We start from the raw sequence: 26,966 nt of genomic DNA on the forward strand, positions 1-26,966 counted from the left end.
CCTGTGAGAAGTATATCTGTTCTGTTTACAGAACTATAAACGCACAATCAGAACTATAAAGATGAAAAAGTTTGTTTACACACTTTTGACAACAGGTCTTTTTCTTACGGCTTGTATGTCGGAAGGAAAAGAACCGGAGCGTAAAACTCCGGTAATTCCTGAGGTTGATGTAGTAGTCGCAGAGGGAGAAAATATAGATAATATCATTCGTATTCCCGGAGAAGTACTTCCTTTTGAAAAGGTTGACCTGTATGCCGAGATTTCGGGTAGGGTTAGAAAGATTTATTTCCAGGAAGGGAAAGAAGTCCGTAAAGGAGAGTTACTGCTTCGTATTGATACTGATATCCTGGAAGCACAACGTAATCAGGTCAAAGTTGATCTGGATCTGGCACAGAAAGATGAAAAAAGAAAGCGTGAGTTGCTGGAAAGTAAAGCGCTTAGCTTAGAAGTATACGAGCAGGCACAATCTAAATTGGCGGCATTGGAAGCACAACGGGCATTATTGGATGTGCAAATAGCAAAAGGGTCGGTATATGCTCCTTTTTCGGGAGTTATAGGCTTACGTCAGGTTAGTGAGGGAGCGTATCTTACTTCAACCACAAAAATTTCTTCGATTGCGCAGAATAAGAATGTTAAAATTGAATTCTCTGTTCCCGAGCAATATGTTGCTTTGGTAGAGCCGGGACAAAAAATTGCACTGACAACGGCAAAGGATTCCACAGTATATGAAGCAGAGGTATATGCGGCAGAGCCAATGGTTGACCCTGTAACCCGAATGTTGGTAATCAGAGCTGTTTTGGAAGGTGATCAAAGTCTCTACCCGGGTTCTTTTGTTTCGGTTTCTTATGATCTGGGTAAAATCAACAATGCAATTATGGTTCCTGCAGTTGCTATTGTTCCGGTATTAAAGGGCCAAAACGTCTGGGTTATAAAAGGTGGAAAGGCGCTGAGCATTCCTGTAGAAACAGGAATACGTACCAAAGACCGAGTGCAGATATCCGGAGCTGTTAAAGTGGGGGACACAATTGCGGTTACCGGATTATTGGGAATGCGGGAAGGAATGGATGTGAAAGCAAAACAAAAGTAATTATGAACCTGGCATCACTAAGTATAAACCGGCCTGTACTGGCTACTGTTATGTCAATTGCAGTAGTGATTTTTGGGTTTATCGGTTTTAGTTATCTCGGGGTTCGGGAGTTTCCTTCTGTTGACCCTCCGATTATTACAGTTACGACAAACTATCCCGGGGCAAATGCAGATATTATCGAGTCCCAGATAACAGAGAGATTAGAAGAATACATCAATGAGGTACAAGGGATTCGTACCATGACATCAGTCAGCAGTGACGGGCGAAGTACCATTACGGTTGAGTTTGAGCTGAGTAGTGATATGGATGCGGCGGCGAATGATGTCAGGGACAAAGTTTCTGCAGCAGTCAGAAACCTTCCGCAGGATGCGGACCCTCCTATTGTGGCAAAATCGGATGCTGATGCGGAGACGATATTCTCCCTGACAGTACAATCAGAGTCGAAGAGTTTGCTGGAGTTAACAGATTTAGGTATAAATGTCTTTAAAGAACGGCTTCAGACGATTCCGGGGATCAGTAAAATTTACATTTGGGGAGAGAAACGCTTCTCGATGAAGTTATTGCTCGAACCGGTGAAAATGGCTGGAATGGGAATTACAGCTTCTGATGTACGAAGTGCACTTCTCTCACAAAATATTGAGCTTCCTTCCGGAAAGATAGATGGCGAACAGGTCGAACTGGCTATTCGTACTTTTGGAAGACTGACAACTGAAGAGGAATTTAATAACCTGATCGTAGCGGAGAAAGACGGGCAAATTGTCCGGCTCAAAGATATTGGTTCAGCTCAGTTACGCCCCCTGAATGAACGGACCTTATTGCGCGGTAATGGAGGTGTTCCTATGATTGGAATTGCTGTTACGCCGCAGCCAGGATCCAATTACATCGAGATTGTCGATGAAATCTACAAGCGTGTAGATCAGATAAAAAAGGATTTACCAGAGGATATTACGCTTGGAGTAGCGTTGGATAGTACGGAAAATATTCGGAAATCAATCAACGAGGTGCAGGAGACAGTGATTATCGCTTTTCTGTTGGTTGTACTTGTTATTTTTATGTTCTTGCGCGACTGGAGAACAACTGTGATCCCGATTATTGCTATTCCTATTTCGCTGATCGGAGCGTTCTTCGTGATGTATACGATGGACTTTTCAATCAATATTCTGACACTACTTGGAATTGTTCTGGCAACAGGACTGGTTGTAGATGATGCCATTGTGGTAATGGAAAACATCTATACAAAGGTAGAGAATGGCGAACAACCGATGGAGGCTGCTCATAAGGGATCAAAAGAGATTATTTTTGCTGTTATATCAACAACGATTACACTAACAGCAGTGTTTCTGCCTGTGATTTTCTTACAGGGATTAACAGGGAGACTTTTCCGGGAATTTGGAATTGTTGTTGCCGGATCGGTAATTATCTCGTCATTCATCTCGTTGACATTAACGCCGATGATGAGCTCACGGATACTGCGGAAACGGAAAAGGCATTCCTGGTTGTACGAGAAAACCGAACCTTTTTTTGAGGGTATGATGAAGGGATACCGGAATTCATTGACACGTTTTATGAGACGTCCTTGGGTAGCATTTATCTGGATGGGAGTTTCGTTTCTATTAATTGTGTTTGTTGGTGGATCTTTACAGAGTGAGCTGGCTCCGATGGAGGATAAAGGAAGAATGATTATTCGGGCAACTGCGCCGGAAGGAACTTCGTATGAGCGAATGGATGAATTCCAGCAAAAATTAATTGCACTTACGGATACGATACGCGAAAAGGATAACATATTAGGGGTTACTTCTCCCGGTTTCGGAGCTTCCATATCAGCTAACTCAAGCTTTGTTCGACTTAATTTAGTTCCTAAGAAAGACCGGAAACGAAGTCAGCAGGAAATAGCAGACGAATTGAGTGGGATTTTAAAGGGATATAACTTTGCTCGGATATTTGTAGCACAGGAACAAACAATAGGTGGCGGCCGTTTTGCCGGGCTTCCGGTGCAGTATGTCCTTCAGGCACCTACTTTGGAAAAATTGGAAGAGGTGTTACCGACATTCATCGAACGAGCAGCCCAAGACCCTACCTTTCAGGTAGTAGACGTAGATCTGAAATTTAATAAACCGGAATTGCAGGTAGTAATCAATAGAGATAAGGCTGCGGCTATGGGGGTGAATGTGAGAGATATAGCGGAGACTATGCAACTCTACTTTGCCGGGCAGCGTTATGGCTATTTTATAATGAATGGAAAGCAATACGAAGTCATTGGAGAAGCAAAAAAGGAATTCAGAGATGATCCGATGGATTTGAGACAAGCTTCTGTTCGGAGTGCAGATGGTAAACTTGTTCCACTGGATAACCTTGTGACAATTACAGAAGCTTCTAGCCCTCCCCAACTGTATCGTTATAACAGATACGTCTCGGCAACCGTTTCGGCGAACCCTGTTCCCGGTAAGACAATAGGGGACGGTATTGAAGCAATGGACCGGATAGCACAGGACCTTCTGGATGATTCATTTTCCACAGCACTTGCCGGGACTTCTAAAGAATTCAGAGAGAGTGGAAGTAGTTTGGTTTTTGCCCTGATACTTGCATTAGTACTTGTTTATTTGGTACTGTCAGCCCAGTTCGAAAGTTTTGCGGACCCTTTGGTTATTATGCTTACAGTACCGTTGGCACTGGCAGGAGCAGTTCTTACCTTATGGCTGTTTGGTCATACCTTAAATATTTTCTCCCAGATTGGTATAATTGTCCTGGTTGGTTTGGTTACGAAAAACGGTATTTTGATCGTTGAATTTGCGAATCAACGAAAAGAAGCGGGACTATCTGTCAGGGAAGCAGTTATTGATGCCTCTTCACAACGTTTCCGCCCAATTCTTATGACTTCTCTGGCGACAATTCTTGGGGCATTACCGATTGCTTTGGCATTGGGAGACGCCGCTACAAGCCGGATTCCGATGGGTATTGCTATAATAGGAGGACTTACTTTCTCTTTGATTCTCACCCTTTATGTAATTCCGGGGTTGTACATATACATAACTTCAAAACGAAGAGCATGAGACAGTTACTTACAATACTACTGGTTGTACTGACCTTTTGTAGAGCCACAGGGCAGGATTCATATACATTGGATACCTATATTTCAGCGGTTCTTGAGAATGATTTCGGGATCAAACTGATGAAAAATGAAGTGCTTATTTCGGAGAATGAAAACAACCCGGGAGCAGCAGGATATTTACCAACAATTGGTGTGACTGCTGAGCAGAACTGGACAATCAATAGTGCACGACAAGAATTTTTAAGCGGGCAGGTAAATGAAGCTTCCAATGCAAAAAACCAGGCATTTACGGCAGGGGTGATGTTGAACTGGACTTTCTTCGATGGCTTTAGGATGTTTGCGACCGACAAGAAACTGGATTTGTTGGAAGAACAGACAAAATTGAACCTTGCAGCCGAAATGGAGATGAAGATTTACAGTGCGACGTTGTCCTATTATACCTATCTGGTTTTGTCAGAGATGAAAAAGGTATATGAACAATCTGTAGACCTTTCTCATGCTCGCAAGGAGCTACTCGAATTACGTGTGGAAAAAGGAGCGGCATCCGAAATGGAGCTTATTCAGGCAAGATTAGATGTAACAGCTGATAGTGCTGTGTTGTTGGATAATATGAGAGCCATTGAGCAATTGCGTGCGGAGATGAACAAGTTGTTAGGGCGTTCACCACAGGTTGAATTGTATTTGGAGGGCGAACTTCCTGAAACAATCAAGCAGTTGACATGGGAGGAGTTGACAGAAGCCGCTCTGACACAAAATACTACTTTGCTACTGGCGAAATCCGGTATTGCTGTGCGTGAGAAGGAGAGAAAGGAAGCATTGAGTCGTTATTATCCTCAGTTGGCTTTTTACGGAGCCTATAATTTTGGCACATCTCAGAATGAAGTTGGTTTTCTTTTGTCTAACAGAAGTTATGGACCTCAGTTTGGATTGACACTTCGTTGGGACATTCTTGATGGACTGACGCGGATGAAGGAGACTAAAAATGCCCGGATTCGGGTAGAGAGTGCCGGAATAGCAGCCGAACAACAAGAGTTAGCGGTAAAAACCGAATTGCACATCGCTTTCCAGGACTACGAGTGGGCCGTTAGAATGATGAAATTCGAGCAACGGAACGCAATGGAAGCTGAAGAGATGGCGGATATAATGGAGAAATCTCTCCAATCAGGAGCATTAACTCCCTTGGAACTTAGGGAAATTCAGTTTGGGATAACCCTTGCCCGTAGCCGATTATTGAATGCACAGTTAAATTACCTTACTTCGACGTTGAACATTTCACTGGCTTCAGGAGATTTTAAAAACCTCCTGACAGATTAATCCTCGTTGGACATTAATTTTCCGAAAGGTTTCAGCTCCTCACTGGAGTTGAAAAGAATGCGGAGTACTGCCAGAATTGGAATAGTCAGAACAAGACCCATAATCCCTGAAAGCGCGCCCATAATTAATAATCCCAACATGAGGATAACGGGATTGATATTTACGGCATTACCAACAATTTTTGGTGTAATGAGATTCCCTTCAAGAAACTGGACAAGAATAAAGAGTCCCAGAACAGCTATCGGATAAAAGAGGGAGTCTTTCGTCAGTACAGCAATGGTAATAGGTAAAAGTGCTCCTAATACAACACCAATATATGGAAGTAAAGTAAGCAGGGCACATAAAATACCGAGAAGTAACCAGTAAGGAATTCCTAAAAAGTAGAGTCCGGTAGAAAGGAGTACGCCTACCGTAAGAATTACAAAGAATAGACCCGAAATATAATTCCGAACCGACTGATTGATTGAATGCGCTACAGATTTAGCCGAATCGATGTTTTTTGCAAATTTAAGATCAATAAAAGCCTCTACCCGATCCCGATATACCAGCATAAAAAACACGTATACAGGAATAGTTACCATCATCATTACCGTGGAGGATATATAGGTAATGATCTGTTGCAGATAATCGGCAGAATTTGTTACAATGTCTGTCGAAAAGCGTTCGATATTTTCTGCAATATTCAGGTCGGCAAACCACGCACTGGCTTGTTGCACGGCACCTGTGTTAGATTTAACGGTTTCAGGTAAGTTTTTTACCATCTGATCAATCTCCAGATAAAGAAAGAAACCAACTCCGCAAATTAATACAGTCAGACTCAAAACAGCAAGTAGAGAGGATAACCAAACCGGAAACTTCCGTCGCTCAAGAAAATGAACAACAGGTAGAAGTAACAGGGAAATAAAGACAGAAAAAATAAAAGGCATTACGATATTTCCTCCGTAATAGAGAAGGAGGCAAATCATGAACGTTATGATAAGATAATTAGCCCATTTCGAAGAAGAGTTATTCATGATGGCGTATTTTTAGTCCCTAATGAAGCCCGGTAACCAATGATTGCGGGAAGTAGAAAGTTAATCAAAAAAATAAATAACCAACCAACAGGTCTTAGACGTATATCAGCCAGTCCGGTTCCGGAATATGCCTCTATGTATTTTTCTTTATTGATGAGGTATTGAAGACTCATCTTTTCATGAATCTCTTCTCCTGATTCCAGAATGACTACACCATCATACAATTCGACCGGAGCCAGAATGGTGATTAATGCGATGATAATAAATGCTGCTATTCCTATTACAACAGGTCTGTTCATGCGTTTCATTTTTTAGGTAAACTGATTCTAAAGGTAGTTCCTTTTCCCGGTTCGGAACGAAGAACAAATACACTTCCTTTGTGGTAGGTATGCACAATCCGACGAACGAGCGACAAACCGAGTCCCCAACCTCGCGTTTTAGTTGTAAAACCAGGTTCGAAAATTGTCTTTTGCATATTTGCAGGAATACCTTTCCCTGTATCGGTAATATCAATATAGACCTTCTTGGGACCTTGCTCAAGGAGGACGGTTAGTTCTCCCTGCCCCTCCATAGCATCTACGGCATTTTTACATATATTTTCGATTACCCATTCCAGCAGTGGGGCATTATGTGCCAGCATAATTTCATCTTCAGAATGCGTAAAGCGAAAAGTAACCTTTGAGGAAATCCGGGAACGCAGATAGTCAGTTACGTGAGATACAGTATCCACAATATTCTGATCTGTCAGCATAGCCCCGGAACCAATTTTCTGAAATCGATCTGCTATTATTGTCAGCCGGTCAATGTCTTTATTCATCTCATTCAAATCCTCTTTGGGAACTCCTTTTGCTTCCAGTAACTGAATCCAGGCCATCAGAGAAGAAAGAGGAGTTCCGAGCTGGTGTGCTGTTTCTTTTGCCATCCCTGCCCAAACCTGATTCTGTTCGGCTTTACGGAAAGTACTGAAGACAAGGTACCCGATCAGGATAAAGAGTCCGATACTTCCAAATTGCAAATAAGGATAAAAACGAAGTTGTTGCAGTTCTTCACTTTCATCAAAATAGACAATTCCGGTCTGATAATCCTGAAAACTAATTTCAAGAGAATCGTGCATTGCAGAAATGATCTTTTCTTCATTAGGAAGAAGTTTGCCTATCCGGGGAGTGAGAGAGTCAATGTTTGTCTCAATGACTTCCCGGTTGTTTTTATTGATAAATACGACCGGAACAAGAGACCGGTTGTCAATTAATTCCCGGTTAAAAGCATGAATCAGAGAATCTCTTTGGTTTTCAAGGTAACCTAATTTCCTGGAATCAAAATAATAAAAACGTTGATTGATATTGCGGTACACTTCTACTTCAATTGGTTCATGAGAGTCCTGCCACGATTCGCTCAGTGTCACTAATGAATCATTGAATTTTTTATCGATAGCTTTTTTGTCAAATTCAGGATATACTTCACGCAGTTTATCTTTATCAAATCCGAGATTAATATGACTAAGTACTTTATTGTTCTTATCCATCAATATCACAGGAATGTCATCATTTGCCTGAATGATTTCAAGCAGGAATGTGTAATCCATGTTCATGTTGAAATCCTGAGAAGGTTTGGCGAGTTCGCGTGTTGCTTTTGCCCATAATTTGACTTTTTGTCGTTCTTTTTCCCGAAGTTCATCAAACGTACGGTTCGTCAGGTTAACGAGGTCAGCTTTTTTCCGGATTGCATCGGCCCAGTGTGTAATCCGTTCTTTTTCCCGCTCGCGAACTTTAGTAACGATCTGGTTGGAGAAAAAGAGAGAAGCAGCAACCAGTAATATAGCAACCAGCAGTAATGCTATTTTCCATTTTTGTTTGTTGGAGTATAGATTCATTATTCGATACTAAATTCAGTTTCCTTTTCTTTTTGGTTTTCTTCACGCATTTTTTCGAGATCCATTCCAAAAAGTTTTTTCATTTTCTTTTTTTCTTTCGGGAGTTCCTCTGGATTATTTTCTTCTTCATTCGTAAAGATTACCTCTAGTCTTTCCTGAGGTTTTTCTTTCACGGTAAACTCACCAATAGTTGTGTCCTTACCAAACATTCCCAACTCAGTTTTGAACATACTTTTTATGGTTTCTTTCTCTTTTTCCCGTTGCTCCTGTCGGTGTTCTTTATTGGCTTCCGCATCCCAACCAAAATTGAGATTATTTGTACTTCCGTATAGATGTAGAAAGATACGTTTACCGGTGCCATCATCAATAACATCGCCAAATTCGGATGACTTTTTATTGAACTTAAGATCACGCAGTCTGAAGTCGAAGCGATAATCCAGCTCATTATCAAATGTATGCCATCCTGAGAAATCAATATCCAGCGCGTTGGATCGAATGGCCATTTCCGGAACATTGATTTTTCCTTCACGGATGGTAAGTCTGTTTTCAAGTGTTGAAAAGGTAAGATTTAATAATTTGGCTTCCAGGGCATCAATATTTTTACCCAAAACAGTCTTTACGAGATTACTTTCCCGCATACTGGCAGTGATCGACCGGAAAGTCTCGACATTCCTCAATGCTCCGTTTTTTATAGTAAAATTGGCTGTAGCTTCCAGTTTTTCTTTTTGTAATCCTTTTTGAAGGTTGAAAGGAAGTTTAAAATGAAGAGATACATCAGCAATTCCTGAAATCTTATCTGAAGTGATGAGTTCCTGTTCAAAATTATCCCACTCGCTGAATAATTCTTTGAATCCAATGCCTGAGGCGCTTAAATCTCCTGAAACCTCAATCTGAGAGGGTTTATCCTCACGTATTTCCAATGAACCATTAGTGGTTGAGCCGGAGTGTCGGAACCGTATTGCAGATGCTGAGTACGTCCGGTTATTAATGTAAAAGCGGGACGAAATATCTTCGAATAAGTGTTTATCCAGATGGAATTTCTGAATACTCAGGATAACCTTTCCGTTCAGGTTCTTAGGAAGTAAGTAGGCTCCCGGATTGCTGACTACTTCCTGTTGTGGATTTTTATTGGAATAAAAGTCTGCCGAATACAATTCACGTACATCTACTACAGCGTCTACAGAAAGGTTCGCCTTTTCTGAGAAATAGGCAACAATGTTTCGGATCGAACCGGATAATTCAATGCGTGATTTACCGGTTCTGATTGTAATTCCGGATAGTATTGCATTATCACCTGAAGTACTGACCTTCCCGGATAGTTCACTGATTTCCGGTAAATCCTCTCTGATCTTCATTCGGATTCCGGAAAAGTCAAAATCTCCTCTTGAACTGTACAGGGTAATATTGCCCGGATCTCTTTTCGGGTCATTCATTTTTAAATGAATCTGACCATCCGCAACAACTTTTCCGCTGATATGATCAATACCTGAAATGGGGAAAAAGTGGAATAAGGTTGCCAGGTCAACGGTTCCGTTCATGCTGGTTTTGATTGTCGGGGCACTAAAATTCTTGATATGCAGCGTTCCGTCAAAGGAGCTGTTTAACGTTACGAAGTGCAGTTCACTAAGCGACAAAACTTCATTTTTTCCATAATTATTAGAAAATTCGCCTGTTAGTTTCACCTGTTTTAGAGCGACTTTACCGGAAGGATCTTTCAGACTTCCATTGGTAATCGTGAATCGTGCCTCTGTGAGAGGAGCTTGTTCCAAAGCAATAGGACCATGGATACCAAGAGTGAAGTTTACATTTCCGCTGCCCTGGTATTTTTTTATAGCGTCAATGCCCGACTGGTTGAAGTTTTCAGCGAAATCGGTTAAAGAAATATTATGTCCGGAGAGTAAAAAGTCAATGGAATCGCGGGCAATTTCTCCTGATACATGAAACGGAAGGTTTTCGATGGCGACGGAACTCTTTTCTAACCGGAAGACCTTATTCATTTTATCGATAGAAAGAACGACATCAAAACGGGCATTTTTATTCGTAATCAGTGCAACGGATTTACTTTTGATCCTACGAACAAACAGATCTCCTGCTGTACGCATATCGAAGGATTTCTCATTGAACTCACCGAAGAAGTTTAAATGTTTTGCATGAGCCCGGTAATGTTGCTGAGTGATGTAATTATCATACGTGAAATCCAGATTTTGAATATTGACTTTATCCAGAACAAACCGGAAAGCCTCCCCGGTTGAAGTAGAATCTGACCGGATAATGTCATAATTCACTTTTCCCTCTTTGTTGACACGTAAACCCAGCCGGGCGTTATCAATATCGATAGATTTTACGGTATAATCTCCCTTCCAGAAATCAGAAGTATTCAGTTTCAGAAATATTCTTTCAGCGTAGATCATGGTGTCGGGGACTGTCCCTTCCACAATCATTTCGTCTTTAATAAGTACTTTGTCAAATTGAATAGAGATATTCGGGAACGTTTTCCAAAATGCAATATCCATGTCATAGACATAGACCTTGGTATTAAGATAATTGTCCAGTTGAGAGAGTGCGTAATTCTGAATATCTTTCCTGAAAATCAGTAGTAACAGGGTGATGAGCAGAGCTAATCCTGCAATTCCTGCTACTAACCACCTGACCCATTTCAGCACTTTTCTCCACATAGTAACGTGAATATACGTTATACCTTTACGCTACTAACGTTAAAAGGAGTGAATTTATTCACTTTTACCCTTTGAAAAGCCCGATGTGGGCACTTATCAGGATGTAATTACGGAAACTTACCCCATTCGAAGGAAAGCAATTTCTTTTTCGGTAAGATGACGGAAGTGACCTCTTGGAAGATCCTTTTTGGTGAGTCCGGCAAACATCACGCGATCCAGTTTAACAATTTTATATCCCAATCGTTCAAATATCTTGCGGATTACCTGGCTTTTTTCTGATGCAATTTCAATTCCTGCCTCCCTGTTGTCTCTTCCGGGAACATATTCAGCCTTTCTGACTTTTAATGAGATATGCTCGTCCATTTGTACACCTTTTGTTAGTTTGGCAAGATCTTCCGGTTTGATCGGGTGATCTGTTTCTACATGAAAAAGACTGACTGCTGTCCGTGAAGGGTGTAACAGTTTTTTAGTGAGGTCACCGTCATTGGTAAATAACATCAGACCTGTTGTATCGCGATCCAGTCGTCCTACAGGATAAACACGCTCTTTACAAGCGCGGGCAATTAAAGACATAACCGTCTTTCTTCCCCAGGGATCATTGGTTGTTGTGATAAAATCCTTAGGTTTATTAAGAAGTACATATCTCTTCTTTTCAGAGTTGATAGTTTCTCCGTCATATTGAACGACATCAGTAGGCTTGATCTTCATACCCATTTCAGTGACAACTTTACCGTTTACGGTAACGACACCTGTCTGTATCAAGACGTCTGCTTCTCTTCGGGAGCAGATTCCCGCATTTGACAAGAATTTATTCAGACGAACTTCATCTGTATTCATGTTGGGAAGCGGATCTCCCACGTTTGATTTTGATCGTTTAGAGAAGGGCTTGAATTCTTTTTCGGACTGTGTTTTTTTTGTGGTTCCGAATTTACCTTTCGCATTTGTTTTTGGGTTGCGATTTTGGTTACTGCGTCCTCTCGACGGATTTTTCTTGGAATTCATACTTTGAAATTTGGAGCAAAGGTACGACCTAAATTTGTATTGTGACGTATATCTAGCTCATTATATTGGCTATAATCCTTGTTTTCGGGAACTGTTCCAGTATCGTTTTGATAAGAACCGTTAGCGGAATAGAAAGGATCATACCCGGAATTCCCCACAGGAACCCCCAGAACATAAGGACAATAAGAACAGTTATTGTATTGATGGAAAATGTTTTTCCCATAAAAATAGGCTCAAGAATACTTCCGAATAATACCTGAACACCGGTTATCGTCAATGCAAATATGAGCAAGGTACCTGAGGGTTCCATCTCAGCCAGTGCAAACAGGGTGAGTAACACGGTGGATATGATAGAACCGATCATCTGCACAAAATTGATAGCAAAAGTGAAAACTCCCCAAAAAAGAGGGAAAGAAACATCAAAATAAACACAGGCAAGTGAGAACCCAATGCCCGTTAGTAAGCTAAGAATAAACTTCACTTTGATGAATTTTACCATGCTTTTTTCTATCAGCCGATAGGTTCTGATAGAAGGAAAACTCTGATAATTAAAAATGGTTCTTTCCATGATCCGCTGAACATTCATAGATCCTGAAATCAAAAGCACAAGGAAGAAGAGGGTCATTAATAGCATGGTAATAGTGCTTCCCATGGAGCTGATTGTCTCGCCCGAACTACTGAAAATAGCGTTCGTAACTCCTTCGCTTTGCATGAGATCTGAGAAAGTTGTCATTCCCTGAAGTGATTCAACACCAAGTGTGTTGAGAACCATGGTGAAGAGTGTGTCCAGTTTTGTTGTGAGCTTTTCCCAAAAACCGGAGTCTGCACTTAAGATTTCCTGAGCAGATAAACGAACCAGTAAGAATGCTGTTGAAACTCCTACTACCATCAATACGACGGAAGTGATAACAGCAATAATCCGGGGTACTTTACGCTTATCCATCCAGCGCATCAGAGGCATAAAGAGTAGCGCAAGAAGTATTGCTCCCATAAGTGGAATAAAAATAAATTTCAGAATATGGAGCACGTAAAATGCTAACGGAATTACCAGGATCAGTAAAAGTCTCTTTATTGTTTTGAGTTCGTTCATACAAATATCAAAATAGAAATGTCCCGGAATGGGACTGTAAAGATAGGAATTACTTTTTCGCGATGTTTCTCATGGTCTTGATTTTTCTCAAAAACTATCAGGAAGGATAAAAGGCATTGTCTATGTGAGTGACTTCAGTTTTATATTGATTATGAATGATTGAAACAATATCAAAACGGGCATGGAGGTCTGATTCTGTCGACAGAATATACTGTTCGGCAGTTTTGATCAAAAGCTTTTGTTTCCGTTTTGTAACGGCTTGAAAGGGTTCGCCGATTTCGGATGTTTGCCGGGTTTTCACTTCGATGAAAACAAGTGTGTCAGCATCTTCCATAATCAAATCAATTTCTCCTTTTCCGAACCGGTAGTTTCTTGTTTTCAGTTTAAAGCCTTTGTTTAGTAAGGTCTTAAGAGCGAGATCTTCACCCAGTTTTCCCAGGTCATTGTGATCAGCCATGGTGTCTTTAGGTTGTGGTTAGTAACGTAAAAATACAAATTTTTAAATCAATTCAGATCTGAAACAGGATGCCAGGAAGTCTGAATTGTAACAAGATTGACTTTTGTTCTTATTGGTTATAAAGGTTTTTAAAAAGAAAAAATCTACTTTTGTCTGTGATGAAGAAGGTACTGCTAATTTCGATTTTACTTATCGTTACTGTTCCGGTGATGGGGCAGAGAAAAAAAAGTAAGCCCAAAAATTCGTATGCGCGTGGAACACTAAATTTTTACTGGGGATATAACCGTGAGGCATATACAAGGAGTGATCTTCAACTTATTGGTAGCGGATATGATTTTACAGTAAATAAAATTCAGGCAAATGACCGCCCGGAGCCTTTTTCCTCGACCTATATCAATCCGAAGAAAATAACAGTTCCGCAGTTTAATATCCGGATCGGATATAACTTCTGGAACAACTGGAACCTTTCGTTGGGATATGATCACATGAAGTACATACTGAGTAATGGGCAGCAAACTTCAATTGATGGGTATATTGCTCCCGGAATAGATGATTTGTGGGAAGGAGAAATGAACGGGCAACCGGTCACGATAGATGATAAACATTTTCACTATGAAAATTCGGATGGATTGAATTACATTCGATTACAACTTTCCCGTGTAGATCAGTGGTACAGAACCCGGAGAAACGGGTGGTTTGCATTTAATACACTTATGGGAGTCTCTGCCGGAATGATTCTTTCGTATAATGACTTAAATTTTGGAGGAGAGTTTACACGACGAACAATAAGTGCCAGTGGTTATGGGGTTTCCGGGCATATCGGGCTGCGTTTCGAATTTTGGCGCCATCTGTTTCTGCAAACTAATTTAGCAGGAGGATTTTTACACCAAACCCGTGTCAGAACCCGACCGGGAGGAACAGATCATGCGAAACAAAAGTTTGGATATATAGCTTCAGAAACGGCTATCGGCGTATTGTTCTACATTCGACCAACGAACGACTGTAATAGCTGTCCGCATTGGTAGAAGGAACTACTGAATTAATGTTGCTATATCTTTTTCGACAGTAAGCTTTGCTTCTTTACCCAGTATGATTGCGCGATTATCCGTGATATGTCCACCGGGAAAATGAAACGCAACGGGGATATTTCTGAACGAAAACATATTATTTATGATCTCTTCTACGCTAAATCCGGTTTTTGGAGATGTATCTTTCATATCAGTCATTCCACCGACAATAAGTCCCGAAATCTGATCCAAAGCTCCTGATTTTTCGAAACTATACCACATTCGGTCGAGTACATAAAGTTGCTCGCATAAATCCTCAATAAAGAGAATTGCATTTTCAAAATCAGGACGGTCATCGGTTCCGAGGAGACTATAGAGAATGGATAAGTTCCCACCGATAACTTTTCCTTCTGCAACCCCGGGTTTGGAATGAGAGGTGGAAAAATGATATGTGTTGTTTTTTCCTTCCAATGCGTTAAATAAGCTGTGAATAGCTTCCTGAGAATTATCGGGAAAATTCAGGGGCATAGTGGCGTGAATGCTAGGGAGTCCATACCGTTGAATATGTTGATGAAAAACGGTTATATCCGAAAAACCGACAACCCACTTCGGGTTTCTTAGAAATCCCGCCCAATTCAGAATATCTACAATGCGAATGCAGCCATACCCTCCACGGGCACAAATGATCGCTTTACATTCGGGATCATCCAAAGCTTCCTGCATATCATGAGCGCGTTGTTCATCCGTTCCGGAAAAATAATTCCATCGCCCGGCAGCATATTGCCCTATTTTTACCCGATATCCTTTGTCTTCAATTAATTTACCGGCATAGTCAAGAAGTTCCTGATCAATCGCTTTGGCAGGACTTACAATGCGTATGAGATCGCCTGGCTGAAGGTGTGGAATTGATTTAATCATTGTCCTGTGTTTTATCCTTGTATTTGTTTCCGGTCACTTTTTCCGGTTTGGGAGCACCTTCAATAACTACCACAATCTCTCCTTTTGGTTCATTTTTAAGGAAATGCTGTAAAACTTCCTGAGTTGTTCCCCTTACAAACTCTTCAAAAAACTTGCTGATTTCTCTGGCTACACAGATTTTTCGTTCTGCTCCGAAGAACTCAACTAATTGTTCCAGACACTTCTGTAGACGGTGAGGAGATTCATACAGAACCAATGTTCTTTCTTCTGTAGAAAGTTCTTTGAGTTTTGTTTGTCTGCCTTTCTTGTGTGGAAGGAACCCTTCAAATACGAAGCGATCACAAGGGAATCCACTTGCAACAAGTGCAGGGATGAACGCTGTAGGTCCCGGAAGACACTCGACTGGGATTTGTTCTTCCAAAGCTGCACGTACCAGTAAAAATCCAGGATCAGATATTCCGGGAGTTCCTGCATCAGATACAAGTACGGTTAATTCCGAGTTTTTTAGTTCCCGAATAGCGGATTCCAAAGCCTTGTGTTCATTGTGAGCGTGAAAGGGAAGTACTTTTTTATCAATTTGAAGATGTGCGAGCAATTTTCGTGTTACGCGGGTGTCTTCGGCGAAAATACTATCACATTCTTTGAGATAGCGTATGGAGCGCAGCGTAATATCCTCCAGATTTCCGATAGGAGTGGGAACTAAAGCTAATTTTGACATACGTCTGTATTTTGGGTAAAGATAAAAAAAGCAAACCGGATAAAAATAAAAGAGCCGCAGAAGGAACTACGGCTCTTAGAGATATCATGTAGGAGATGAATTACAATCCGAAACGAGATTTTACTTCGTCAACGTAATCTAGTTTCTCCCAGGTAAATGTTTCGATTTCTTTCGACACTTTTTTTCCTGCGTTTTCAAAAACAACGGTTTTCTTTTCAGACTTACGTCCCATGTGTCCATAAGCAGCAGTGTCTGAATAGATAGGCTCGCGAAGTTTCAAACGACGCTCAATAGCTACCGGACGCATATCAAAGATCTCACCTACTATTTGAGCAATCTCTCCGTCGGTCATATCCACCTTTGCAGTTCCGTATGTGTTTACATAAATTCCCATAGGCTCTACTACACCGATAGCGTAAGAAACCTGAACAAGAATTTCATCACAAACACCCGCAGCCACCATGTTTTTAGCAATGTGACGAGTCGCATAAGCAGCAGAACGGTCTACTTTGGAAGGATCTTTTCCTGAGAATGCTCCGCCACCGTGTGCTCCTTTTCCTCCATACGTGTCAACAATTATCTTACGACCGGTTAAACCAGTGTCTCCGTGAGGGCCACCAATCACAAACTTACCTGTTGGGTTGATGTGATATTTGATTTGGTCATTGAATAATTTTTGTAGTTCAGGTTTCAACTGAGCTTTTACACGAGGAATCAAAATCTCAATAATGTCAGATTTGATTTTAGCTAACATTTTAGCTTCGTCTTCATCAAAGTCATCATGTTGAGTAGAAACGACAACAGCATCAATTCGTTGAGGAACATTGTCATCGCTATACTCAATAGTTACCTGAGCCTTAGCGTCCGGACGAAGGTATGTGATGTCCTTCATTTCGCGGCGGAGTGCAGCTAACTCAATAAGGATTTTATGCGAAAGATCAAGCGCAAGCGGCATGAAGTTTTCCGTTTCCTTTGTTGCATAACCGAACATCATTCCCTGGTCTCCGGCACCTTGCTCCTCCGGATTTCCGCGGTCTACTCCACGGTTAATATCCTCAGATTGCTCATGAATAGCAGAAATAACAGCACATGATTTCGCATCAAACTGATATTCGCTTTTTGTATATCCGATCTTAGTAACAACGTCTCTGGCGATTTGCTGAACGTCGAGGTATGTATTGGATTTAACCTCACCTGCTAAACAAACCAAACCTGTGGTTACTAAAGTCTCACATGCTACTTTAGAATCCGGATCAAATGCTAGGAAATGATCGATCAAACCATCAGAAATCTGGTCGGCAACTTTATCAGGGTGCCCTTCAGAAACTGACTCCGAAGTGAATAAATATGGCATTTCTTTCGAAAATTTAAAGTTTTGAATCGCCAAAAGTAAGCATTATTCTTTTGAATTGGAAAACATTTATTTTTTGTTTCATGTTGGGTTTTGGTTTAAATTTTTCTGATTTGTACGAGGATACAGAATTCTGTACTATCTTTGTATCAGTTCTTTAAAAAATGCTTATAGAGAAAGGTGGAGGGACAGGCCCTGCGAAACCTTGGCAACCTCTCGGTTCTGATACCGAAAAGGTGCCAAATCCGCTTCTGACAGATTTGTTGGAAAAAGATAAGTGTTCATTCTGATTGTTCAGGCAGTCTTCATTTTTTCATCTCTCTTTATATTCTAGTTTTTTCAGAACTCAAGTTAAGAAAAGAGAGTTATGAGTACACAGGAAAAATCATCGCGCACCCGGCTTTTGAGAGAGACACTTCTCCAACGTATTTTAGTACTGGATGGAGCCATGGGAACCATGATTCAACGATACAATCTTACTGAAGATGATTTTCGTAGAGGCTGGTTTGAAAATCATGAGAAACCTTTGAAAGGAAACAACGATCTTCTTTCTTTAACCCGTCCGGACGTGATTAAGGAAATTCACGCGGCTTATTTTGAGGCAGGTGCGGACATCGCAGAGACGAATACCTTTTCAGGAACCAGTATTGCCCAGGCAGACTACGGACTGGAACATATTGTGTATGACCTCAACTATCATTCGGCGAAGATAGCAAGAGAAGTGGCAGACGAGTTTACAGCTGCTAATCCGAAGAAACCCCGGTTTGTTGCCGGGTCAATAGGTCCGACAAATCGTACGGCTTCTTTGTCTCCCGACGTAAATGATCCGGGATTTCGGGCGGTTACTTATGATGAGTTGGTAAAAGCCTATTCGGAACAGGTCGAAGCACTCATTGACGGAGGGTGTGATCTTTTGTTGGTTGAGACGGTCTTTGATACACTGAATGCAAAAGCTGCTTTATTTGCTATTGATTGTGTTCAGGAAGAAAAAGGTACGGATTTACCGATAATGGTATCGGGGACGATTACTGATGCAAGTGGAAGAACATTATCAGGGCAGACAACAGATGCATTTTTAATCTCAATTGAACACATGCCTTTACTTTCGGTGGGGCTGAATTGTGCTTTGGGGGCAGAAGCAATGCGTCCTTATTTACAGATTCTGAATGAACGATCTTCATTTGCTGTGAGTGCTCATCCGAATGCAGGATTACCGAATGAATTTGGAGAGTATGATGAAACACCCGAGAAAATGGGAAAACAAATTAAGGATTTTCTGGAGGAAGGATTGGTAAATATAGTGGGAGGTTGTTGTGGAACAACACCTGAACACATTCGCGTAATAGCTGATTTGGCAAAAGAATACTCCCCCAGACAACTTGAAAAGGATCTAAATACTAACGATTAAAAGGAAGATCAGAATATGTCGAAAACCATTCCCCCTCTAAAGTTGTCAGGACTTGAGCCTCTGGTCATAACGAAGGAAACCAATTTTGTTAATATTGGAGAACGTACCAATGTAACGGGCTCCCGGAAGTTCTTACGACTGATTCAGGAAGAGAAGTACGAAGAAGCACTTGCTGTAGCATTAGATCAGGTACAGGGAGGAGCGCAAATCATCGATATTAATATGGATGAAGGGATGATCGACGGAGAGAAAACGATGGTGAAGTTTCTCAATCTGATTGCATCCGAACCGGATATAGCTAGGGTACCGGTCATGATTGACAGCTCGAAATGGGAAATTATTGAGGCGGGACTGAAATGTATTCAGGGAAAAGGAGTGGTGAATTCTATTTCCTTGAAAGAGGGAGAGGATTCGTTTATACATTATGCAAAAAAGATCAAGCGATATGGTGCGGCTGTTATCGTAATGGCGTTTGATGAGCAGGGGCAGGCAGATAATTATGAACGTCGAATAGAAATATGTGAAAGATCGTATCGGATCCTGGTTGACAAAGTAGGTTTCCCCTGTCAGGATATCATTTTCGATCCGAATATTTTTCCGGTGGCTACCGGGATGGAAGAGCATAACAATAATGCGGTTGATTTTTTTCGGGCAACGAGATGGATTAAAGAAAATCTACCCGGAGCAAAGGTAAGCGGCGGTGTTTCTAATGTGTCTTTTTCTTTCAGAGGGAATGACAGAGTGCGGGAAGCCATGCATTCGGCCTTTTTGTACCACGCAATACGAGAAGGGATGGATATGGGGATTGTCAATCCATCTATGCTTGAGGTGTATGATGATATTGATAAAATATTGCTGGAGTATGTAGAAGATGTGTTGTTGAATCGTCGTCCGGACGCAACAGAACGATTATTGGAATATGCCGAGACAGTAAAAGGAGAAGGAAAAAAAAGAGAGATAGATTTAAGTTGGCGGGAAGAAACGGTTCAGGAGCGGTTAGCACATGCTCTTGTCAAAGGCATAGTAGAGTTCATAGAAGAGGATGTTGAGGAGTGCCGTCATCAGTATGAACGACCTATTCAGGTGATAGAGGGGCCTCTGATGGACGGAATGAATATTGTGGGGGACCTGTTTGGAAGTGGAAAGATGTTTTTGCCTCAGGTTGTAAAATCTGCCCGGGTTATGAAGAAGGCTGTTGGTTATTTATTGCCTTTTATCGAAGCCGAAAAAGATGGAAAAAGAGAAGCCGCCGGAAAAATTCTGATGGCGACGGTTAAGGGAGATGTGCACGATATCGGGAAAAATATTGTTGGTGTAGTTCTGGGATGTAACAACTATGAAGTAATTGATTTGGGGGTAATGGTCGCTCCGGAAAAGATACTTGAAGCCGCCAACAAAGAAAATGTGGATGTGATCGGACTGAGTGGATTGATTACTCCTTCACTGGATGAGATGGTTCATCTGGCAAAAGAAATGGAAAGAGCAGGACTTTCTATTCCACTTATGATTGGTGGTGCAACTACTTCAAAAGTTCATACGGCAGTAAAAATTGAACCGCACTATACCAAAGGTCCTACAGTACATGTACTAGATGCTTCCCGTTCGGTGACAGTAGTGGAAAGTTTACTGGGGGATAAAAAGACTGCTTTTGTAGAGGGATTACGGACGGAGTATTCTCGTATGCGTGAACATCACATGAATAATCGGGCGGCTAAGACTTATTTGTCATTGCCGGAAGCGAGAAAGAAGAAACAGGATTTAGATTTTCAGGGAAATATAGTGCGACCAAAACGAACAGGATTGGTTGAGTTTAATGACTATCCATTGGAAGAACTGACCCGGTATATTGACTGGACGCCCTTTTTTCAGACCTGGGAATTAGCCGGTCGTTTTCCGAAGATACTGGAAGATGAAATAGTTGGGGAAGCAGCGCAAAAGGTGTACGCAGATGCCCGGGGAATGTTGCGACGAATTATTGACGAAAAATGGTTGACGGCTAGTGCTGTGGTGGGAATCTGGCCGGCAAATAGTGTAGACGATGATATTGAAATTTACTCGGATGAAACGAAAAGTGAAGTCTTGTATATTCAACGTACATTGCGTCAGCAATTAAAGAAGGCGGAGGGAGCTTATAACCATGCCCTTGCTGACTTTATTGCACCTAAAGACTCCGGAATTACAGACTATATAGGAGGGTTTGTTGTAACAGCAGGGTTGGGAATAGAAAAATATGTTCAACGATTTGAGGCGGACCATGATGATTATAACGCCATTCTTCTAAAAGCATTAGCTGACAGGTTGGCGGAAGCGTTTGCGGAATGTATGCATGAAAAAGTGCGCAGGGAGATATGGGGCTATGTTCCCGATGAACATTTTTCAAATGAGGAGTTGATCAGAGAAAAGTATAAAGGGATTCGTCCGGCACCCGGATATCCTGCCTGTCCTGATCATACGGAAAAAACCGGATTGTTTGCTTTGTTGAATGCAACAGAATTGACAGGAGTTTCCCTTACAGAGTCTCTGGCAATGTTACCTACAGCTTCAGTGAGTGGGTGGTATTTTGCTCATCCTGATGCGAAGTATTTCGGAGTTGGAAAGATTACAATGGAGCAGGTAGAGAGTATTGCAGATAGAAAAGGACTTCCGGTTGAAGTTATGGAACGATGGCTAGGCCCGAATCTGGCAGAATAAGTAACGTCTGTTCGTAATATGGGGTCCTAAAGATTTTTTTAAGTTTATCTTTGTCCAAGAAAAATAGATGCTTCATGAAACTGAATTATAAGAAATACGGAGAAGGGCACCCTTTTATTATTCTTCACGGACTTTTTGGGTCTTTAGATAATTGGCAAACACATGCTAAAAAGATTGGAGAGTATTACGAAGTAATTCTTGTTGATAATCGGAATCACGGACATTCTCCGCATGCTGATCTTCATACGTATGATCTAATGGCTGAGGATTTAAGAGAATTAATGGATGATCTGGAGATTCAGGAAGCAGTTATTCTGGGGCATTCCATGGGAGGGAAAGCCGCCATGCGATTTACGCAATTATTCCCAGATCGTGTTAAGAAGCTCATAGTTGTTGATATGGGAGTGAAGGAGTATCCGATGCATCACGATACAATTTTGGAAGGGCTTTGTTCTTTAGATTTTGATAAAATTGCTTCAAGAGGTGAAGCAGACAAGCAATTGGAGCAGTATGTTGGCAATATAGCTGTTCGGCAATTTTTGCTAAAAAATCTGTATTGGGTAGAGAAGGGAAAACTGGCTTTTAGAATGAATCTTCCTGTTTTACGGGAACAGATGCCGGAAATTTTGAAAGCACTTCCGAAAAAAGAGGTATTTACCCTGACTCGATTTATAAAAGGCGAATTATCGAATTACATCCTGGATGAGGATATTCCTGAATTGGAAGAGTATTTTCCGGATAGCGATGTTGTAACTATTGAAGGAGCAGGGCATTGGGTGCATTCTGAAAAACCGGAAGAGTTTATTGAAGCCGTTCTGGAATTCTGTTTGAGGTAAAATGAAATAAAAATAAGGAGGATCCAGTGTCCTCCTTATTTTTTGATAGCTTTATTAGTGAATAACGACAAGGCGTTTTGTTTGTCTGTTTTCGTTATGATCCGTATACATTATGGTATAAATTCCCTGCGGGAAATCTGCGGTTTTGATTTCTATAATTTTAGATGTTCCTGAAAGTTGATACATTTTGATCAATTGCCCGGTAGGAGAGAAAACAGCTACTTCTCCGTTTCCTAACTGTTGACCAAAGTCAAGGATTGCGTATTCATTTGCCGGATTTGGAAACAGACTGATAGATGAGGTTTCACTTTCTGTAATTCCGTTGGTTCCATTTGTTAAATTGTAAAGGAGCTGGAAATCATCAAAATAGAAACCATCTTCCTGAACACCTCCGTCGGCATGAAGTACGAAACGTAATTGAACCATTTCTCCCAGATAATCATTCAGGTAAATTTCTTCAAGTATCCATTCCGATTGTGTTCCGTCATAAATGGGGAAACCTATGGGTTGTATCCCTACACTTTGTCCCTGCCAGTTTGTCTGATCCACTCCCGGGTTGGTATATTGACCACACAATTGGGTCCAGGAATTACCATTGTCAGAGGAAATTTCGAACGCAGCGTAATCCCAGTCCGGTTCAATATCCCATTTTGCGTAGAAACGTACCATGGCAGCGGTCGCTTCGGTAAGATCTATCGTTTGATGATATTTGTAAATCTTGTAATCGTCAGCCTCATAATTGGACATAGGACTATCTGTGAATGATTTGGAAGGGGAGAAAAATTCTTCTCCGGTCAGTGCCCAATCACCTATCCAGTTTCCGGTAGTAGCTGCATCATCAGCAAATTGGAGGGTTGGAGTTCCAAATGTCTTTCGTATCGTATCACGTCTGATCCAGGTGCCATTATCCGTTAGTAATTCATACACAATTTCACTGCCGGGTTGAAAATCGGGAAGTACAGAATAAGCGATTGCTCCGGATTGTTCTTCGCGTATATTCAGGTCATATTGAATGGGATTTCCTACCGAAGCTAAACCGGAAATCGGATGTATTGAAACGGTAATAGTACCATCTTCAAGTCCCAGTCTTTTGATAGAATGGTTAAACACTCCGGTGGCATTATCAAGTGTGGAGGGATCAAGATCTCTAACTAAAGCGTATCGGTGTGCCAGATGAGAAAGTACCATATTCGTAAAAAGCATTTCTTTGCAAATGGATTCTATCTGATTGGCTGCAGGCCAGAAACTTTCACCTATTTCCGGAGTCATAGCAAAAACACTGTCTTTATTTCCAACGCCAATGTCCACTTTGTACATGTAATCGTCTGAATCACCGGATGCAGGGTACAATCCTGAACTTTTTTGCGGGAAGTAATTATTATGCTCGCACATGTGACCTGAGATATCGGCAAAATAGTCGTGGTGTTCGGCAAATTCTTCGGCTGTTGTACCTACGGGATACAGAAGTGTATTCCCATAAGTATGAGCGTTCAGCGCAAGTTTAATAGTGTACTGCTCATTCAGCCATTTCATAGCTTGTGTTTCCGGTTCGGAAAAAGGAGCAGTTCCTGGATAGGTCTCACCATCTGTTTGATTAGAGACTCCTGTCGTATTCCATCCGTACGAGTAATTTCGGTTCAAATCTACTCCATACGTTCCGTTGCCGTGATTTCGTCTGTTTTTGCGCCACATTCCTCCTCCGTTGGGATCGGTTGTTTCATTGTAGATGTATCCGTCAGGGTTGATAACCGGAACAAAAAGCAGCTGTGTATGGTCAACAAGGTAAGTTACTTCATCGTCAGAACCATAATTTTCCAGTAAGTACCACATAAAATACATGGTTTGAGATAATGATGCCGGTTCACGGGCATGATGAATAGCAGAGTATAGAACATAGGGATCACCGTCGTCTGTATTGGGATTATTTGAAATTTTCACATGATAAACAGGTCTTCCTTCAAAGGTCTGAAACGTTGAAATAGGGGCTTTAGCTGAAATCAAACCGGGATAAGCAGTTGCCATAGCGTCCAGATCGTCCAGAAATTCAGCATAGGTATAATACCCGCCCATTGATCCTAATTCAAAATTGGAAGGGCTGATGATATTATCAATTGGGTTTTGTTGAGTTCCCGAACATATTCCTCCCTCTTTTTCCAAATTATTTTTGATGTTTGATGTATTTTGTTCTGCATAGAAGCGGCTTACATCATCAATAAGAATTTCATGACGAAATCCCGATTGTTGTATTAATTCGATCTCAAATTCAGAGAAGTCACTGATGAAAAAAATGTTTTTTCTGAGATGTCCGTGGTCAACAGCCACACCCATTTCTGCAAGGGTTCTCAGACCTTCATTATCGGTATAAATTTTGACTTTCGAATACTTCTGCCCGTGCATGGATAGTGAGCATAGTATTGCTAATAAGACCAATGTGATCTTTTGGGTAAATATGCGTTTCATTTTGGTTTAAAATTTGTTACAATTTATGAAAAATATGAACATCTTCTAAACCAAAGTTTTCAAATTCAGATTCTTTGGTAAATTCAGCTATTGTGTGAATAATAGCTAGAATAAAGACAAACTGATTCCGAAACTGTATGGAAGCAGTTGTGAACTTTGGGAATTTGTAAACAGATCAGAGATGAAAAATGATCCGAACAGAGCCCAGTTGCGGATTCCTATTCTCGCAGTGATGCCATATCGAAAACGAGCAACATCGGGATGATTAAATTCTTTGAATTTTTTTGAACCTTCTTTCCATCTTTCAAATGAGCTGATTCGCACACCTGCTTTAAATCCGAGGTGGAATTTAAAGTGCTGGTAACCCGGAGACCGGAAGCGGAATTCAACAGGTATTTCAATATAATTGGCAACGAACTTATTCATTTTTCTGGGAGTTTCTCCCGCAAAATGTGGAGTAAGAGTAGTTGTTTCAAGCGAATCATTAATACGGAGGACACCATTGTTCATAAGGTTCACGTGAGAAAAACTCAGACCTATTCCCATAGAAGCAGTACTCTGTTTATTGAAGGGCACATCAAAAAGCAGGTTAATATTGTATCCGATAGAATACCATTGTGTTTTTGCCCCGTTTTTATCTCCTAGCCAGTCGTTATAACAGATGTCAACAATGAGACGATCGTATTTTTCGCCCTCTTTTCCGTAACGGGGTTCAAACCCGGTAAACCGCCATAACAATCCGGGGTTATACCTGCTTTGTGTGTCTTGTTTTTTAATGGTATCTGCCTGAGAAAAACTGTTTTTTGTAAAAAACAGACAGACAAAAGAAACGAATATAATTAATCTGTAATTCATTGTTTTCTGTACTTTTTTTCCCATTCCCATGCATCCTTTACTGCATCCCTAACGGAAAATTTTGCACTCCAGTTTAATACTTGTTCTGCCTTATCAACTTTTGCGAAAATTTCAGGAACATCTCCTTCTCGTCTGGGAGCAAATCCCCAATTAATTTCAATTGCATTAACATCCTCAAAAATACGAATTATTTCGAGGACAGAAGTTCCCTTACCTGTTCCAATATTAATTGCATCAATGAAAGGTTCATCCTTCTTATACATCATCATGATTGCTGAAACATGAGCACTTGCCACGTCACAAACGTGAATATAGTCGCGGATACACGATCCGTCAGATGTCGGATAGTCGTTACCGAATACAGCAAGTTTTTCCCGGATTCCCAGAGCAGTCTGGGTAATATAGGGAAGCAGATTATTGGGGACTCCTTGCGGTAATTCACCTATTTTTCCTGAAGGGTGTGCCCCGATCGGATTAAAATAGCGTAATAATGCAACCCGCATTTGTTTTTTATGCCGGACTACATTTTCAAGCATTTTCTCTCCGGCAAGTTTTGTAAACCCGTATGGAGATTGTGGGTCTTTGAGCGGAGTTTCTTCTGTGACAACCGGATTGTCAGGGTCGCCATAGACTGTACAGGAAGAAGAGAATACGAGATTTCTAATGGAAAACTTATCCATAGCCATTAAAAGCTGGTTTAATCCGTTGATGTTGTTGTCAAAATAAGCAAGAGGCTTGTGTACGGATTCTCCAACAGCTTTAAAAGCGGCAAAATGGATTACTGAGGAAATTTGGTGCGAAGAAAAAATCTCATCGTAGACTGCTGCGTCACGACAATCACCTTTGTAAAAAAGAGGCCTTACTCCTGTAATATCCTCAATAGCATCGAGAATATCCTCATGACTGTTTGAGAGATTGTCTAAAATTACAGGTTCGAATCCCCGGGCTAATAACTCTACCACTGTATGAGATCCGATATAACCAGTTCCGCCTGTGACAAGGATTTTTTCTGACATTGTCAAACTTTGTTTTCCCAAAGGTAAAAAAACCACTTAATTTTGTAAGCAGATGTCAGAAAAGGACAACATAAAGTTTAATTTTTCGCAATACAGGAGGCATTCGAAAAGTTACAGATACCTGATAAGGATAGGAATTTATATTCTCA

20 protein-coding genes and 1 riboswitch are annotated in these 26,966 nt (G+C 41.1%); of the genes, 7 read left to right on the forward strand and 13 right to left on the reverse strand.

What is annotated here, in order from left to right; all coding sequences use genetic code 11:
• Positions 1-61 precede the first annotated feature (61 nt).
• Genes AC4PL9_RS00455 through AC4PL9_RS00465 form a run of 3 tightly spaced genes read left to right on the forward strand, consistent with a single transcriptional unit; the run spans position 62 to position 5,450 of the window.
• A complete protein-coding gene (locus tag AC4PL9_RS00455; protein ID WP_491602827.1) occupies positions 62-1,087 on the forward strand; it encodes an efflux RND transporter periplasmic adaptor subunit in 1,026 nt (341 codons plus the stop codon).
• Between the two features lie 2 nt (positions 1,088-1,089).
• Positions 1,090-4,137, forward strand: coding sequence for an efflux RND transporter permease subunit (locus AC4PL9_RS00460; RefSeq protein WP_491602828.1), 3,048 nt, complete (start codon positions 1,090-1,092; stop codon positions 4,135-4,137).
• The gene (locus AC4PL9_RS00465; protein ID WP_491602829.1) at positions 4,134-5,450 is read left to right on the forward strand and encodes a TolC family protein; all 1,317 of its coding nucleotides are present in this window, start codon (positions 4,134-4,136) and stop codon (positions 5,448-5,450) included. The genes AC4PL9_RS00460 and AC4PL9_RS00465 overlap by 4 nt, the downstream gene beginning before the upstream one ends.
• On the opposite strand, the gene AC4PL9_RS00470 is transcribed toward AC4PL9_RS00465, so the two are convergent.
• The 7 genes from AC4PL9_RS00470 to AC4PL9_RS00500 all read right to left on the reverse strand — a co-directional run bounded on the left by AC4PL9_RS00470 (position 5,447) and on the right by AC4PL9_RS00500 (position 13,557).
• The gene (locus AC4PL9_RS00470) at positions 5,447-6,463 is read right to left on the reverse strand and encodes an AI-2E family transporter (RefSeq protein ID WP_491602830.1); all 1,017 of its coding nucleotides are present in this window, start codon (positions 6,461-6,463) and stop codon (positions 5,447-5,449) included. The two genes, AC4PL9_RS00465 and AC4PL9_RS00470, sit on opposite strands and share 4 nt — an antisense overlap.
• Positions 6,460-6,762, reverse strand: coding sequence for a hypothetical protein (locus tag AC4PL9_RS00475; protein ID WP_491602831.1), 303 nt, complete (start codon positions 6,760-6,762; stop codon positions 6,460-6,462). The genes AC4PL9_RS00470 and AC4PL9_RS00475 overlap by 4 nt, the downstream gene beginning before the upstream one ends.
• Before the next feature lie 5 nt (positions 6,763-6,767).
• The gene (locus AC4PL9_RS00480) at positions 6,768-8,333 is read right to left on the reverse strand and encodes a sensor histidine kinase (RefSeq protein ID WP_491602832.1); all 1,566 of its coding nucleotides are present in this window, start codon (positions 8,331-8,333) and stop codon (positions 6,768-6,770) included.
• Entirely contained in the window at positions 8,333-11,008 is a 2,676-nt protein-coding gene (locus AC4PL9_RS00485; RefSeq protein WP_491602833.1) for a hypothetical protein, read from the reverse strand. The genes AC4PL9_RS00480 and AC4PL9_RS00485 overlap by 1 nt, the downstream gene beginning before the upstream one ends.
• A gap of 117 nt (positions 11,009-11,125) precedes the next feature.
• Positions 11,126-12,010, reverse strand: coding sequence for a pseudouridine synthase (locus AC4PL9_RS00490; RefSeq protein ID WP_491602834.1), 885 nt, complete (start codon positions 12,008-12,010; stop codon positions 11,126-11,128).
• 52 nt (positions 12,011-12,062) lie between these two features.
• Positions 12,063-13,100: an AI-2E family transporter gene (locus tag AC4PL9_RS00495; protein ID WP_491602835.1), complete on the reverse strand. Its 1,038-nt coding sequence runs from the start codon at positions 13,098-13,100 to the stop codon at positions 12,063-12,065.
• 97 nt (positions 13,101-13,197) lie between these two features.
• A complete protein-coding gene (locus AC4PL9_RS00500; RefSeq protein WP_491602836.1) occupies positions 13,198-13,557 on the reverse strand; it encodes a YraN family protein in 360 nt (119 codons plus the stop codon).
• 158 nt (positions 13,558-13,715) lie between these two features.
• On the opposite strand from AC4PL9_RS00500, the gene AC4PL9_RS00505 reads away from it, so the two are divergent.
• Entirely contained in the window at positions 13,716-14,582 is an 867-nt protein-coding gene (locus AC4PL9_RS00505; protein ID WP_491602837.1) for a hypothetical protein, read from the forward strand.
• A gap of 6 nt (positions 14,583-14,588) precedes the next feature.
• Here AC4PL9_RS00505 and AC4PL9_RS00510 read toward each other — a convergent pair whose 3' ends face one another.
• The 3 genes from AC4PL9_RS00510 to metK all read right to left on the reverse strand — a co-directional run bounded on the left by AC4PL9_RS00510 (position 14,589) and on the right by metK (position 17,554).
• Positions 14,589-15,482 carry a S66 peptidase family protein gene (locus AC4PL9_RS00510; RefSeq protein ID WP_491602838.1) on the reverse strand — a complete coding sequence of 298 codons (894 nt, stop codon included), beginning with the start codon at positions 15,480-15,482 and terminating at the stop codon, positions 14,589-14,591.
• The gene (gene rsmI, locus AC4PL9_RS00515) at positions 15,475-16,200 is read right to left on the reverse strand and encodes a 16S rRNA (cytidine(1402)-2'-O)-methyltransferase (RefSeq protein WP_491602839.1); all 726 of its coding nucleotides are present in this window, start codon (positions 16,198-16,200) and stop codon (positions 15,475-15,477) included. Before rsmI ends, AC4PL9_RS00510 begins: the two co-directional genes overlap by 8 nt.
• 100 nt (positions 16,201-16,300) lie before the next feature.
• Positions 16,301-17,554, reverse strand: a complete 1,254-nt coding sequence (gene metK / locus AC4PL9_RS00520; protein WP_491602840.1) for a methionine adenosyltransferase — start codon at positions 17,552-17,554, stop codon at positions 16,301-16,303.
• A gap of 162 nt (positions 17,555-17,716) precedes the next feature.
• Positions 17,717-17,831: riboswitch (SAM riboswitch) on the forward strand.
• An 87-nt stretch (positions 17,832-17,918) separates the two neighbouring features.
• On the opposite strand from metK, the gene AC4PL9_RS00525 reads away from it, so the two are divergent.
• From AC4PL9_RS00525 to AC4PL9_RS00535, 3 genes are all read left to right on the forward strand, one after another.
• On the forward strand, positions 17,919-18,959 hold the full coding sequence (locus tag AC4PL9_RS00525) for a homocysteine S-methyltransferase family protein (RefSeq protein ID WP_491602841.1): 1,041 nt from the start codon (positions 17,919-17,921) through the stop codon (positions 18,957-18,959).
• 15 nt (positions 18,960-18,974) lie between these two features.
• On the forward strand, positions 18,975-21,650 hold the full coding sequence (gene metH, locus AC4PL9_RS00530; RefSeq protein WP_491602842.1) for a methionine synthase: 2,676 nt from the start codon (positions 18,975-18,977) through the stop codon (positions 21,648-21,650).
• Between the two features lie 74 nt (positions 21,651-21,724).
• On the forward strand, positions 21,725-22,486 hold the full coding sequence (locus AC4PL9_RS00535; protein WP_491602843.1) for an alpha/beta fold hydrolase: 762 nt from the start codon (positions 21,725-21,727) through the stop codon (positions 22,484-22,486).
• 54 nt (positions 22,487-22,540) lie between these two features.
• Here AC4PL9_RS00535 and AC4PL9_RS00540 read toward each other — a convergent pair whose 3' ends face one another.
• The 3 genes from AC4PL9_RS00540 to galE all read right to left on the reverse strand — a co-directional run bounded on the left by AC4PL9_RS00540 (position 22,541) and on the right by galE (position 26,817).
• The gene (locus AC4PL9_RS00540; protein ID WP_491602844.1) at positions 22,541-24,946 is read right to left on the reverse strand and encodes a M14 family metallopeptidase; all 2,406 of its coding nucleotides are present in this window, start codon (positions 24,944-24,946) and stop codon (positions 22,541-22,543) included.
• 105 nt (positions 24,947-25,051) lie between these two features.
• The gene (locus AC4PL9_RS00545) at positions 25,052-25,801 is read right to left on the reverse strand and encodes an outer membrane beta-barrel protein (protein ID WP_491602845.1); all 750 of its coding nucleotides are present in this window, start codon (positions 25,799-25,801) and stop codon (positions 25,052-25,054) included.
• Positions 25,798-26,817, reverse strand: coding sequence for a UDP-glucose 4-epimerase GalE (galE, locus tag AC4PL9_RS00550; RefSeq protein ID WP_491602846.1), 1,020 nt, complete (start codon positions 26,815-26,817; stop codon positions 25,798-25,800). The genes AC4PL9_RS00545 and galE overlap by 4 nt, the downstream gene beginning before the upstream one ends.
• Between the last annotated feature and the right edge of the window lie 149 nt (positions 26,818-26,966).

Source organism: Wandonia sp. (assembly GCF_984588085.1).